15 protein-coding genes are annotated in these 12,766 nt (G+C 70.6%); 11 read left to right on the plus strand and 4 right to left on the minus strand.

Annotated features, from left to right (window positions below):
* Positions 1 to 16: 16 nt before the first annotated feature.
* From ABD205_RS06265 to ABD205_RS06275, 3 genes are read right to left on the minus strand one after another with little or no spacing between them, the layout of a single operon-like run.
* The gene (locus tag ABD205_RS06265) at positions 17 to 568 is read right to left on the minus strand and encodes a TIGR03086 family metal-binding protein (RefSeq protein ID WP_344043507.1); all 552 of its coding nucleotides are present in this window, start codon (positions 566 to 568) and stop codon (positions 17 to 19) included.
* Complete coding sequence (locus tag ABD205_RS06270; RefSeq protein ID WP_344043509.1) at positions 565 to 1,062, minus strand: SRPBCC family protein; 498 nt, start codon at positions 1,060 to 1,062, stop codon at positions 565 to 567. Before ABD205_RS06270 ends, ABD205_RS06265 begins: the two co-directional genes overlap by 4 nt.
* A complete protein-coding gene (locus tag ABD205_RS06275; RefSeq protein ID WP_344043511.1) occupies positions 1,059 to 1,418 on the minus strand; it encodes an ArsR/SmtB family transcription factor in 360 nt (119 codons plus the stop codon). Before ABD205_RS06275 ends, ABD205_RS06270 begins: the two co-directional genes overlap by 4 nt.
* A gap of 94 nt (positions 1,419 to 1,512) precedes the next feature.
* Here ABD205_RS06275 and ABD205_RS06280 point away from each other — a divergent pair, with 94 nt between their 5' ends.
* Both ABD205_RS06280 and ABD205_RS06285 read left to right on the plus strand, forming a co-directional pair.
* Complete coding sequence (locus tag ABD205_RS06280; RefSeq protein ID WP_344043513.1) at positions 1,513 to 2,151, plus strand: MBL fold metallo-hydrolase; 639 nt, start codon at positions 1,513 to 1,515, stop codon at positions 2,149 to 2,151.
* Complete coding sequence (locus ABD205_RS06285; protein ID WP_344043515.1) at positions 2,151 to 2,432, plus strand: YciI family protein; 282 nt, start codon at positions 2,151 to 2,153, stop codon at positions 2,430 to 2,432. The genes ABD205_RS06280 and ABD205_RS06285 overlap by 1 nt, the downstream gene beginning before the upstream one ends.
* A 220-nt stretch (positions 2,433 to 2,652) precedes the next feature.
* Here the strand turns inward: ABD205_RS06285 and ABD205_RS06290 are convergent, their stop codons facing one another.
* On the minus strand, positions 2,653 to 3,885 hold the full coding sequence (locus ABD205_RS06290; protein WP_344043517.1) for an isochorismate synthase: 1,233 nt from the start codon (positions 3,883 to 3,885) through the stop codon (positions 2,653 to 2,655).
* Positions 3,886 to 3,962: 77 nt separating this feature from the next.
* Between ABD205_RS06290 and ABD205_RS06295 the strand changes: the two genes are divergently transcribed.
* The 9 genes from ABD205_RS06295 (at position 3,963) to ABD205_RS06335 (ending at position 12,766) form a co-directional block, all read left to right on the plus strand.
* Positions 3,963 to 4,559, plus strand: coding sequence for a hypothetical protein (locus ABD205_RS06295; RefSeq protein WP_344043519.1), 597 nt, complete (start codon positions 3,963 to 3,965; stop codon positions 4,557 to 4,559).
* A gap of 4 nt (positions 4,560 to 4,563) precedes the next feature.
* Positions 4,564 to 5,253: a demethylmenaquinone methyltransferase gene (locus tag ABD205_RS06300; RefSeq protein WP_344043521.1), complete on the plus strand. Its 690-nt coding sequence runs from the start codon at positions 4,564 to 4,566 to the stop codon at positions 5,251 to 5,253.
* Between the two features lie 169 nt (positions 5,254 to 5,422).
* Positions 5,423 to 5,782 carry an NADH-quinone oxidoreductase subunit A gene (locus ABD205_RS06305; RefSeq protein WP_344043523.1) on the plus strand — a complete coding sequence of 120 codons (360 nt, stop codon included), beginning with the start codon at positions 5,423 to 5,425 and terminating at the stop codon, positions 5,780 to 5,782.
* A gap of 135 nt (positions 5,783 to 5,917) precedes the next feature.
* Positions 5,918 to 6,472 (plus strand): NuoB/complex I 20 kDa subunit family protein, encoded by a 555-nt coding sequence (locus ABD205_RS06310; protein ID WP_344043525.1) that lies wholly within the window; start codon positions 5,918 to 5,920, stop codon positions 6,470 to 6,472.
* Positions 6,469 to 7,152, plus strand: a complete 684-nt coding sequence (locus ABD205_RS06315) for an NADH-quinone oxidoreductase subunit C (protein WP_344043527.1) — start codon at positions 6,469 to 6,471, stop codon at positions 7,150 to 7,152. The genes ABD205_RS06310 and ABD205_RS06315 overlap by 4 nt, the downstream gene beginning before the upstream one ends.
* The gene (locus tag ABD205_RS06320; protein ID WP_344043529.1) at positions 7,152 to 8,483 is read left to right on the plus strand and encodes an NADH-quinone oxidoreductase subunit D; all 1,332 of its coding nucleotides are present in this window, start codon (positions 7,152 to 7,154) and stop codon (positions 8,481 to 8,483) included. The genes ABD205_RS06315 and ABD205_RS06320 overlap by 1 nt, the downstream gene beginning before the upstream one ends.
* Before the next feature lie 23 nt (positions 8,484 to 8,506).
* Positions 8,507 to 9,145, plus strand: coding sequence for an NADH-quinone oxidoreductase subunit NuoE (gene nuoE / locus ABD205_RS06325; protein WP_425572789.1), 639 nt, complete (start codon positions 8,507 to 8,509; stop codon positions 9,143 to 9,145).
* Entirely contained in the window at positions 9,138 to 10,466 is a 1,329-nt protein-coding gene (gene nuoF, locus ABD205_RS06330) for an NADH-quinone oxidoreductase subunit NuoF (protein WP_344043533.1), read from the plus strand. Before nuoE ends, nuoF begins: the two co-directional genes overlap by 8 nt.
* Positions 10,463 to 12,766 carry an NADH-quinone oxidoreductase subunit G gene (locus tag ABD205_RS06335; RefSeq protein ID WP_344043535.1) on the plus strand — a complete coding sequence of 768 codons (2,304 nt, stop codon included), beginning with the start codon at positions 10,463 to 10,465 and terminating at the stop codon, positions 12,764 to 12,766. The genes nuoF and ABD205_RS06335 overlap by 4 nt, the downstream gene beginning before the upstream one ends.

Genomic DNA, 12,766 nt, shown 5'->3' on the forward strand with positions numbered 1-12,766 from the left:
AACAGACGGTTACCCCTCAGGGCCGCCAGTACGGGTCCCGACCGATGAAGCCGATGAACCGGTCCTGGACGGACGCGTCGGACGGCACCGGCACCTGCGGGCCGAACTGCCCGCTGCTGCGCAGCACCTCGTCCATCGGCTCCATCCCGGCCAGCGCCCGCGCGCAGCGCTCCTCGCCGAGGTCGAAGTCGACGCCGAGCGCCCGGGCGAGGTCCCAGGAGTGCATCCACACGTCGTTCGTGTAGAACTGGTCGATCGCCCTGGAGAGCGGCATCTCGCCGAACATCGGGCTCGCGAAGACGTCGTCGCCCCGCTGGTCGAGCACCTGCTGGACCTCGTCGGCGCGGGTGTGCCAGGCGGCCACGGGGTCGTCCTCGACCGGTACGTCGCTCAACGTCACGCCGGCCCGCGACACGAAGGGCGGCAGCCACTCGACGAGGTGGCCGACCACGTCTCGCGCGGTCCAGGCCGCGACCGGCGATGCCCGCGACCAGTCACCGGCCGAGGCACCTTCGGTGAGCGCGGCGAACCGCTCCGCGTCGTACGCATGCTGCTCTGAGGGAGTCATGACCGCTCGGTACCCAGCAGCTCGTCGAGCTTCTCGTAGCCCTCGATGACCCCGGTGGACATCCCACTGGACAGGATCATGTCGCGGATCTCGAAGGTCTCCACGACGCTCACGGCCACCGACCGGGTGCGACCACCGGGCAGCTCCTCGAGGGTCAGGGTCTCGAGCGAGACGCCGTCGGGGGCGCCGGCCCACGTGAACGTCTGCACCAGTCGTGCGGGCTCGCGGACCTCGTGGAAGCTGCCGTAGAAGGCGGCGTACTCGGGATCGCCGTCGCGCCCGTCGACGTAGGCCCACGACCCGCCGGTGCGGCAGTCCCAGTGGGTGACCCGCATCCGGGAGGCCTTGGGGCCGAGCCACTGCACGACGAGCTCGGGGTCGGTCCACGCGCGGAACACGAGCTCGCGGGGAGCATCGAACTCGCGGGTGATCGTGATCGTCGGGACGTCCTTCGCCGCCTCGATCTCGGTCTCGCGCCGGGTGGTGGTGGTCATGATGCGTCCTCTTCCTTGGTCGGTTCCTGCTCCTTGTCCTGCAGCCGGTCGAGGACGGCGTCCAGGCGTTGGAACCGCTCCTCGGCGCGCTCGCGGTAGCGCTCGATCCACTTCGTCATCAGGTCGAACACCTCCGCCTCGAGATGGACGGGACGCCGCTGCGCCTCGCGCCGGCGCGAGACGAGGCCCGCATCCTCGAGCACCTTGAGGTGCTTCGAGACGGCCTGCAGCGTCACGTCGTACGGCGCGGCGAGCTCGCTCACGCCCGCGTCGCCGTCGGTGAGGCGGGCGACCATGTCCCGCCGGATCGGGTCCGCGAGTGCCGCGAACACCAGCGAGAGCCTGTCGTCGTCCATGCCATCCTCAACTCATCGGTTGAGTACGACGATAGCCTTGCCCGACCCTGTGGTCAACCGACAGGTTGATCACGTCGGCCACTAGGCTGACGCCATGCGGATCACCAAGTTCGGTCACGCGTGCGTCCGGCTGGAGCACGACGGCACCACGCTGGTGCTGGACCCCGGGATGTTCACCGACCCCGAGGCGATCGACGGCGCCGACGCCGTCCTGATCACCCACGAGCACCCCGACCACTACCTGCCCGACCTGCTCGGCAGGTCCGATGCGCCCGTCTTCACGATCGACGCGGTCGCCGCGAAGATCCGCGAGGACGCGCCCGACGTCGCGGAGCGCACCACGGTCGTCTCCCCGGGGGAGTCGTTCTCGGCTGCCGGCGTCGCGGTCACCGCGGTCGGCGAGCTCCACGCGGTCATCCACGAGGAGCTGCCGCGCTTCTTCAACAGTGGCTACCGCATCGAGATGGGCGGCCAGCGGCTCTTCCACCCCGGCGACGCGCTCACCGGACCTGGCGAGCAGGTCGACGTCCTCTTCCTGCCGGTCTCCGCCCCGTGGGCGGCGAGCCGCGACCTCATCGACTTCGCGCGTGCGGTCAAGGCTCCCCGCAACGTCGCCATCCACGACCGCGTCTACTCCGCGGCGGGCTCGGCGATCTTCGACAACCAGATCAACCTCTTCCTGCCCAAGGCCGGGCAGGAGTACACCCGGCTCCAGGACGGACAGGATCTCTGATGGCCATCTATGCGGTGACCTACGTCTACTCGACCGACACCGACGCACTCGACCGACTCCGGTCCGAGCATCGTGCCTTCCTCGCAGCGACGGACGGACTGCTCCTCTCGGGGCCGACCGACGACAACGGCGCCCTGCTGATCTGGGAGGCGAAGTCGGTCGCCGAGGTCGAGGAGGTCCTCGATGACGACCCGTTCTGGACCGCCGACCTGATCACGGAGCGGTCCGTAGTCGGCTGGAACCCCGTCCTGGGCCCCTGGCGCGACTCGGTGGACCTCTGAGGGTGGGCGGCGGAGTACCCGGTTAACCGGGTACTCCGGAACTTCCGGGGGTGCACGACACCCCGGAAGTTCCGCTCTTCCCTGGGTTGCGTACGGAGTCCCCGGTTAACCGGGTACTCCGGAACTTCCGGGGGTGCACGACACCCCGGGAGTTCCGCTCTTCCCTGGGTCGCGTACGGAGTCCCCGGTTAACCGGGTACTCCGCCCGCCCCCGGACGCGTCAGCCGCCGAGCGCGTCCCGCACCGGGACGAGCTTGGCCTGCGACTCGGCGAGCTCGGCGGCCGGGTCCGAGGAGCCGACGACGCCGCAGCCGGCGAAGAGCCGCACCGTATCCCCGCTCAGCAGCGCGGAGCGCAACGCGATGCCCCACTCGCCGTCGCCGGCCGCGTCCATCCAGCCCACCGGCGCGGCGTAGCGGTCGCGTGACATCTGCTCGAGCTCGTCGATCAGCGCGACCGCCCGGTCGCGCGGGGTGCCCCCGACGGCTGCGGACGGGTGCAGTGCGGCGGCCAGCTCGAGGGACGTGATCCCGTCGTGGACGACTCCTGTCACGTCCGTCGCCAGGTGCATGACGTTGGGGAGGTGCAGCACGAACGGCGCCTCCGGGACGTTCATCGAGGAGCAGTGCGGCTCGAGCGCGTCGGCGACCGAGCGGACGGCGTACTCGTGCTCCTCGAGGTCCTTCGACGACCGTGACAGTGCGCCGGCGAGCTCGTCGTCGCGCGTCTCGTCACCGGTGCGACGGATGGTGCCGGCGAGCACCCGGGAGGTGACCAGGCCGCGCTCGCGGCGCACCAGCAGCTCGGGGGTGGCGCCGAAGAGGCCGTCGACGTGGAACGTCCAGCACATCGGGTACGCCGAGGCGAGCTGCGCCAGCGGCCAGCGCACGTCGATGGGCGACTCGGCGGTCGCGACCAGGTCGCGCGCGAGCACGACCTTCTCGAGCGCGCCGGCCTCGATCCGGGCGACGGCCTCGGCGACGGCGCTCATCCACTGCTCGCTGTCGAGCGCGCCGTCGGCGTACGTCACTCCCTGGGGTGCCACGGCGGGCAGCGCCCGCTCGGGCAGCCACTCCCGTGGCAGGACGTCGCCGATCGTGGTGACCCAGGCGACGGCGCCGCGACGGCCGACGACGACGGCCGGGACGGTGAGGACCGAGTCGACGCTCGCGTCGTCGGCGAAGGCGAACGACCCGAAAGCGACCAGGCCGGTGCCCGGCTCGCCGACCTCGTCGGTGACCGTCGAGCGGGCGACGAGCTCGGCCCACCACTTGGCGGCGTCGGTGAAGCGCGTCGGGCCGGTGGTTCGCAGCGTCGCGGACACGCCCCAGCCGACCAGACCCTCACCGCGGCGCACCCAGGACACCGGGGCGTCGGCGGGAAGCAGCGCGATCAGGTCGGCCGCGACCTCTGCCGGCACGGCGACCGTGCGGGCGACGAGAGCGGACTGCACCCGCCCACTCTAGAGGTTGCCTCCCAGGCTGACGCCGATGAGGGGCACGCCTTGCGCAGGCGGTACCGTCGTGGCCCGTGAGCAACCGACGCGTCGTCCTGCCCGGAGTCATCCTCGGCATCATCGTCCTCGCGCTGGCAGCCGTCTTCGCGGTCGTCCTGCCGAAGGTCAACGGCGACACGAGTGACATCGCCCTGCCCGACAAGCTGCCCGGCGGCTACACGGCCACCGACCTCGAGGCGGCCTACAAGGGCGCCCAGGGCGCCACCGACGCCAAGGTCAAGCAGGCCTCGACCACCGAGCGCTCGGCCCGGACGTACGGCGACAAGGCGCTGCAGGCCTCCGGCGTGAAGTCCGCGACGCGCAGCTACGTCAGCAAGGACCTCTCGACCCCGCTCATCGTGCAGGTCTTCCGCGCTCCCGGCGGCGCGTTCGCGCCGTTCCAGTTCTCCGACCCGAAGACGGCCCAGGCCGGCCAGCAGGTCGAGAGCCTGGTCCGCAAGGGCGACGTGGTCTGCATCCAGACCGGCCAGGCCGACGGCCAGGGCAACGTGCAGGCGTCGTACGTCGAGTGCCAGAAGTCCGACGGTGACCTCACCGTCCAGGTGACCAGCCCTCTCGCCCTCACGAAGGCCGTCGCGGTCGTCGACGACGTCTTCGACGAGGTGAAGTAGTCCCATGGCACGGGCCGAGCTCGACAAGCAGCCGGTCGACGTCCGTCGCATGTTCGACGCCGTCGCGCGCCGCTACGACCTGACCAACGACGTCCTCTCGCTCGGCCAGGACCGCCGCTGGCGCCGTGACGTGTACGACGCGGTCGACCCGCAGCCGGGCGAGCGGGTCCTCGACCTCGCGGCCGGCACCGGCACGTCGTCGCAGCCGTTCGCCGACGCCGGCGCCGTGGTGGTGCCGTGCGACTTCTCCCTCGGCATGCTCCAGGTCGGGAAGGCCGCGAAGCCGGAGCTTCCGTTCACGGCTGGAGACGGCACGAGGCTGCCCTTCGCCGACGCGACGTTCGACGCCGTGACGATCTCCTTCGGGCTGCGCAACATCGTCGACCCGGCCGCTGGCCTGGCCGAGCTGCGCCGCGTGACGAAGCCGGGCGGCCGTCTGGTCGTCTGCGAGTTCAGCCACCCGGCGAACCGCGCCTTCCGCACCGTCTACATGGAGTACCTCATGAAGACGCTGCCCAAGGTCGCCCGTGCGGTCTCGTCCTCACCCGATGCCTACGTCTACCTGGCCGAGTCGATCCGCGCCTGGCCCGACCAGCAGGGCCTGGCCCTGATGATCCGCGAGGCGGGCTGGAACCACCCCCAGTGGCGCAACCTCTCGGGCGGCATCGTCGCCCTCCATCGCGCCACCGCCTGACCCTCGGGCCGGCTCTCCCGCGGCCCCTGGCGGTTGTGACGGGGTTGTGACCCGGGTAATGCGTGACGCCATGCCTCACGAGTGATAGAAACATCTGAGCGGGTTTGTGATCCAGTTCACAAGATCACAAAGCCCGGTCGGAACTCGTGGGCTCAGGGAGGACGTGCTGGTGCACCTCTACACACCGGTGTTGGTGCTGATGGCGCTCGCGACGCTGTTCGCCGTCGGCTCCGTGGTGATGTCGAGCCTGGTCGGCCCGAAGCGCTACAACCGCGCGAAGCTCGACTCCTACGAGTGCGGCATCGAGCCGACGCCGCACCCCGTGGGCGGTGGCCGCTTCCCGGTGAAGTACTACATCATCGCGATGCTATTCATCGTCTTCGACGTCGAGATCATCTTCCTCTACCCGTTCGCGGTCTTCTTCGACTCGCTCCGCTTCTACGGACTCGTCGAGATGGCGCTCTTCATCGCCACGGTCTTCATGGCCTACGCCTACGTATGGCGCCGCGGCGGACTCGACTGGGACTGAGGCTCGTGATCCACGCACCCCGCCAGCGTCGCCGTCGGTCGACGGCCGCGCCGCTGCGCTCCGTACGAAGGCCGCCCTCGCTCCTCCGCCTCGGCTCGGCACGCGCCTCACGACCCTCTGAGGGAGACATCTGACATGGGGATTGAAGAGAAGCTGCCGTCCGGCGTCCTGCTCACCACGGTCGAGGGCGTCGCCGGCTACATGCGCAAGGCGAGCTTCTGGCCCGCCACGTTCGGCCTCGCGTGCTGCGCGATCGAGATGATGACGAGCGGCGGCCCGAAGTACGACTTGGCCCGCTTCGGCATGGAGGTCTTCCGCGCGTCGCCTCGCCAGGCCGACCTGATGATCGTCGCCGGCCGGGTGAGCCAGAAGATGGCCCCCGTCCTTCGCCAGATCTACGACCAGATGCCCGAGCCCAAGTGGGTCCTGGCGATGGGCGTGTGCGCGAGCTCGGGCGGGATGTTCAACAACTACGCGATCGTGCAGGGCGTCGACCACGTCGTCCCCGTCGACATGTACCTCCCTGGCTGCCCTCCGCGCCCGGAGATGCTGATCGACGCGATCCTCAAGCTGCACGACCAGGTGCAGCACGCCAAGCTGGGCGTCAACCGCGAGCGCCAGATCGTGCAGCGCGAGGACGACGCCCTCAAGGCGCTCCCGACGTCGAACATGAAGGGCCTGCTCCGATGACCGAGGGGAACGTCCCCGACAACGTCCCGGACGAGACGACGAGCCCGGCCGCCGTCGAGCAGGAGCAGATCGGCACCCGCAGCGGCATGTTCGGCACCTCCGGCACCGGCGACACGTCCGGCTTCGGCGGTCTGGTGCGGCCGGTGCTGTTCCCGGCGCCCGCCACGGCGCCGTACGGCGGCTGGTACGACGAGGTCGCGGGCGCGCTCGCCGAGGCGGAGCCCACCGTCGTCATCGACCGTGGCGAGATCACGTTCCACGTGCGCCGCGACGACCTCGTCGCGGTCGCGCGGATCCTGCGCGACAAGCTCCGGTTCGAGTTCTGCTCCGGCGTGAGCGGGGTGCACTACCCCGATGACGCGGGCAAGGAGCTGCACGCCGTCTACCACCTGCTCTCGATGACCCACAACCGCCGGATCCGGGTCGAGACCACCGCGCCCGACGCGGACCCGCGGCTGCCCAGCCTGGTGCCGGTCTACCCGACCCTGGACTGGCACGAGCGGGAGACCTACGACATGTTCGGGCTGGTCTTCGAGGGACACCCTGCGCTGACCCGGATCCTGATGCCCGACGACTGGCCGGGCCACCCGCAGCGCAAGGACTATCCACTGGGTGGCATCCCGGTGGAGTACAAGGGCGCGACGATCCCGCCGCCGGACACGCGGAGGTCCTACAACTGATGTCCACCTACAACGACAGCTTCACCGACACCTCCGAGGGACGCGTCTTCACCGTCTCCGGACAGGACTGGGACGCCCTCACCGACCAGCTCGGTGAGGTCGCCGACGAGCGCATCGTCGTCAACATGGGTCCGCAGCACCCGTCGACGCACGGCGTGCTCCGGCTCATCCTCGAGCTCGAGGGCGAGACGGTGACCGAGGCCCGGTGCGGGATCGGCTACCTGCACACCGGCATCGAGAAGAACATGGAGTTCCGCACCTGGGTGCAGGGCGTCACGTTCTGCACGCGGATGGACTACCTCGCGCCGCTGTTCAACGAGACGGCGTACGTCCTCTCCACGGAGCGGCTCCTCGGCATCGAGGACGACGTGCCTGAGAAGGCCCAGGTCATGCGGGTCCTGCTCATGGAGCTCAACCGGATCTCCTCCCACCTGGTCGCCATCGCGACCGGCGGCATGGAGATCGGCGCGCTGACCGTCATGACGATCGGCTTCCGCGAGCGCGAGCTCGTGCTCGACCTGTTCGAGCTCATCACCGGCCTGCGGATGAACCACGCGTTCATCCGGCCCGGTGGTGTCGCGCAGGACCTGCCGCCGGGCGCCCTGGAGGAGATCCGAGGCTTCGTCGAGCTGATGAAGAAGCGCCTCCCGGAGTACGCCGACCTCTGCAACGCCAACCCGATCTTCAGGGCTCGGCTGGACAACGTCGGCGTGCTCGACCTCGAGGGCTGCCTCGCCCTGGGCATGTCCGGCCCGGTCCTGCGCAGCACCGGCTACCCGTGGGATCTGCGCAAGACGCAGCCCTACTGCGGCTACGAGGACTACGAGTTCGACGTGCAGACCTGGGACACCGCCGACGCGTACGGCCGCTTCCGGATCCGGCTCAACGAGATGTGGGAGTCGCTGCGCATCGTCGAGCAGGCCGCCGACAGGCTCGCCAAGCTCGAGGACGCACCGATCATGGTCTCCGACAAGAAGATCGCGTGGCCCTCGCAGCTCTCCATCGGCTCCGACGGCATGGGCAACTCGCTCGACCACATCCGCCACATCATGGGTGAGTCGATGGAGGCGCTGATCCACCATTTCAAGCTGGTGACCGAGGGCTTCCGGGTGCCGCCCGGCCAGGCGTACGTCCCGATCGAGGGGCCGCGCGGCGAGCTCGGTGCGCACGTCGTCTCCGATGGCGGCACGCGGCCGTTCCGGGTGCACTTCCGCGACCCGTCCTTCACGAACCTGCAGGCGACCAGTGTGATGAGCGAGGGCGGCATGGTGGCCGACGTCATTGTCGCGATCGCCTCCATCGACCCCGTGATGGGAGGAGTCGACCGGTGAGCGCAGCGAACGACCAGCACGGGATCACCGATGCGACCCGCGCGGAGCTGCGCGAGATCGCGGCCCGCTACCCGCAGGCCCGCAGCGGCCTGCTGCCGATGCTGCACCTGGTGCAGTCGGTCGAGGGCCGCGTGACGCCCGAGGGGATCCAGGCGTGCGCCGACATCCTCGGCCTCACCGAGGCGGAGGTCAGCGGCGTCGCGACCTTCTACACGATGTACAAGCGCCGGCCCGTCGGCGACTACCTCGTCGGCGTCTGCACCAACACGCTCTGCGCGGTGATGGGCGGCGACGCGATCTTCGACCGGCTCAAGGAGCATCTCGAGGTCGGCAACGACGAGACGACGGCGGACGGCAGCATCACGCTCGAGCACGTCGAGTGCAACGCAGCCTGCGACTACGCGCCCGTCGTGATGGTCAACTGGGAGTTCGTCGACAACCAGACGCCGCAGAGCGCGGTGGAGCTCGTCGACGACCTGCGCAACGGCGTCGAGCGGCACTCCACCCGGGGCCCGCGGCTGTGCACCTGGCGCGAGGCCGAGCGGGTGCTGGCCGGCTTCCCGGACGGCCTCGCCGACGAGGGCCCGTCCGCCGGCCCCGCATCGCTCGTGGGCCTCTCGATCGCGCACGAGAACGACTGGAAGGCGCCGTCCGGTGACTGAAACGCAGGGCACCCTGACCCCGGTCCTCACCGCGAACTGGGCCGACGACCGCTCGTGGACCCTGTCGTCGTACGCCGCCCGGGGTGGCTACGACGCGCTCGACAAGGCGCTGGGCATGTCGCCCGACGAGGTCATCACGATGGTCAAGGACTCCGGCCTGCGCGGCCGTGGAGGCGCGGGCTTCCCGACCGGCATGAAGTGGTCCTTCATCCCGCAGGACAACCCGAACCCGAAGTACCTCGTCGTCAACGCCGACGAGTCGGAGCCGGGCACCTGCAAGGACATCCCGTTGATGATGGCCTCGCCGCACACGCTGGTCGAGGGCGTCATCATCAGCTCGTACGCGATCCGGGCCAACCGCGCGTTCATCTACGTGCGCGGCGAGGTGCTGCACGTCGTCCGCCGCCTCCAGGCCGCGGTCGCCGAGGCGTATGCCGCCGGTCACCTCGGCACCGACATCCACGGGTCCGGCTACGACCTCGACCTGGTCATCCACGCCGGCGCGGGGGCCTACATCTGCGGCGAGGAGACGGCCCTGCTCGACTCGCTGGAGGGTCGCCGCGGCCAGCCCCGGCTGCGTCCGCCGTTCCCCGCCGTCGCCGGGCTCTACGCGAGCCCGACCGTCATCAACAACGCCGAGTCGATCGCGTCGGTGCCGAGCATCGTCGCCAACGGCGCCGAGTGGTTCGCCGGGATGGGCACCGAGAAGTCCAACGGGTTCGGCATCTTCTCGCTCTCCGGCCACGTCAACCGCCCGGGGCAGTACGAGGCGCCGCTCGGCATCACGCTGCGCCAGCTGCTCGAGCTGGCCGGCGGCGTACGCGTCGCGCCCACCGGTCAGGCCAGGGAGCTCAAGTTCTGGACGCCGGGCGGGTCGTCGACCCCGCTCTTCACGGCCGAGCACCTCGACGTACCGCTCGACTTCGAGTCCGTCGGCGCCGCCGGGTCGATGCTCGGCACCCGAGCGCTGCAGATCTTCGACGAGACGGTCTGCGTCGTCCGGGCCGTGCTGCGCTGGACCGAGTTCTACAAGCACGAGTCGTGCGGCAAGTGCACGCCGTGCCGCGAGGGCACCTGGTGGCTCGTCCAGGTGCTGACCCGCCTCGAGAAGGGTCAGGGCTCGCCCGAGGACCTCGACCTGCTGCTCGACCAGTGCGACAACATCCTCGGTCGGTCGTTCTGCGCCCTCGGCGACGGCGCGACCAGCCCGATCACGAGCTCCATCAAGTACTTCCGGGACGAATACCTCGCCCACCTCGAGCAGGGCGGCTGCCCGTTCGACCCGGCGAGGTCGACCCTCTTCGAGGAGGCCATGGCATGACGAACGTTCCGCAGAAGGCGGACCTCGTCACCCTCACCATCGACGGGGTCGAGGTCAACGTGCCCGCGGGCACGCTGGTCATCCGCGCGGCCGAGGAGGCGGGGATCCAGATCCCGCGGTTCTGCGACCACCCGCTGCTCGCGCCCGTGGGCGCCTGCCGCCAGTGCCTCGTCGACATCCCCGACGCCGGCAACGGGCGTGGCTTCCCGAAGCCGCAGGCCTCGTGCACGATCCCGGTCGCCGAGGGCATGGTCGTCTCGACCGTCAACGAGACGGCGACGAAGGCCCAGACCGGCATCATGGAGTTCCTGCTGGTCAACCACCCGCTCGACTGCCCGGTCTGCGACAAGGGCGGCGAGTGCCCGCTGCAGAACCAGGCGATGTCGAACGGCCGCGGCGAGTCGCGGTTCGCGGCGTCCGGCGGCATCAAGCGGACCTTCCCGAAGCCGATCAACCTCTCGCCGAACGTGCTGCTCGACCGCGAGCGCTGCATCGTCTGCCAGCGCTGCACCAGGTTCTCCGACGAGATCGCGGGGGACCCGTTCATCGCGCTGGTCGAGCGGGGTGCGCAGCAGCAGATCGGCATCGCGGAGAACGCGCCGTTCTCGTCGTACTTCTCCGGGAACACGATCCAGATCTGCCCGGTCGGCGCCCTGACGAGCGCGGAGTACCGCTTCCGCGCCCGCCCGTTCGACCTGGTCTCCACGCCCGGCGTCACCGAGCACGACTCCAGCGGTGCGGCGATCCGCGTCGACCACCGCCGCGGCAAGGTGGTGCGCCGGCTCGCGGGTGACGACCCGGACGTCAACGAGGAGTGGATCACCGACAAGGACCGGTTCGGGTTCGCCTACTTGTACGGCGCCGACCGGATCACCTACCCGATGGTGCGCGAGGACGGCGCGCTGCGCCCGGCCTCGTGGCTGGAGGCGTTCGAGGTCGCGGCACGCGGTCTCGCGTCCGCCGGCGGCGTCGGAGTGCTGCCCGGTGGCCGGCTCACGCTCGAGGACGCGACGGCGTACGCCGCGTTCGCCCGCGAGGCCCTCGGCACCGCGGACGTCGACTTCCGCGCACGGCCGCTGTCGTCCGAGGAGACGTCGTTCCTGAACGACCACGTGAAGGGCACCGGCCTCGGCGTCACGTACGCCGACCTCGAGACCGCGCCCGTCGTCGTGCTCGCCGGCCTCGAGCCCGAGGACGAGGCGGGCACGATCTTCCTGCGTCTGCGCAAGTCGGTCCGGGCCGGTCGCACGCGCGTCATCGCCCTCTCGCCGTTCACCACCCGGGGTCTCGGCAAGCTCTCAGCGACCGTCGTCGCGACGGCGCCCGGCGACGAGGCGGCCACGCTGTCGTCGTTGCTCGGGCACGCCGACCACGGACTCGACGCCCGTTCGGTCATCCTCGTCGGCGAGCGGTTGGCGACGTCGCCCGGCGCGCTCGCCGCGGCGGCCGACCTGGCCGCGAAGTCGGGCGCCCGGCTGGCCTGGGTGCCTCGCCGCGCCGGGGATCGTGGCGCGGTCGAGGCCGGCCTGCTCCCGAGCGAGGGGGGCCGTGACGCGGACGCGATCGTCCGCGCGGTGCTCGCCGGCGAGCTCGGCGGGCTCGTCGTCGGCGGCGTCGACCCTGACGACACGAGCGACCCAGCGGCCTTCCGCGCCGCACTGGACGCCGCGGACTTCGTGGTCAGCCTCGAGCTGCGTGAGACGGACGTGACCCGGGTGGCCGACGTGGTGCTCCCGGTCGCGGCCGTCATCGACAAGGCCGGCACGTTCGTGAGCTGGGAGGGCCGTGAGCGCTCCTTCCCGCAGGTCTTCGAGAACCCGAAGGCCCTCACCGACGCCCGCGTCCTGAGGGGGATCACCGAGGAGCTCGCGCGAGTCGGCGCTTCTGCACCCGCTGAGCCCACCGAGTCGGCACAACTGCGCCGGCTCCTGCGCGCCGCCCAGCACGCGAGCGCCTCGTCGGCGTCCCACGAGGGTGCAGCTGTGCACGCCTCCGGGCCGACCCGCGGGTTCAGGCTGGCGACGTGGAAGCTGCTGCTCGACAACGGCGTGCTGCAGCAGGGCGACAAGGCCCTCGCAGCGACCGCCCGGCCGCCGGTCGCGCGGCTGAGCGCCGCCAACGTCGAGCGCTTCGGGTCGACCGTCACGATCACCGGCGACCGGGGCTCGGTCACGGTGCCCGCGGAGGTCGCCGACATCGCCGACGACGTCGTCTGGCTGCCCGCAAGCTCGACAGGCCGAGGCCTGCTCGCCGACGTGGCGAGCCCCGGCGCCGGAGTGGAGGTCACAGGTGCCCAGTGA

This window comes from Nocardioides panacihumi (assembly GCF_039530925.1).
Classification (GTDB): domain Bacteria; phylum Actinomycetota; class Actinomycetes; order Propionibacteriales; family Nocardioidaceae; genus Nocardioides; species Nocardioides panacihumi.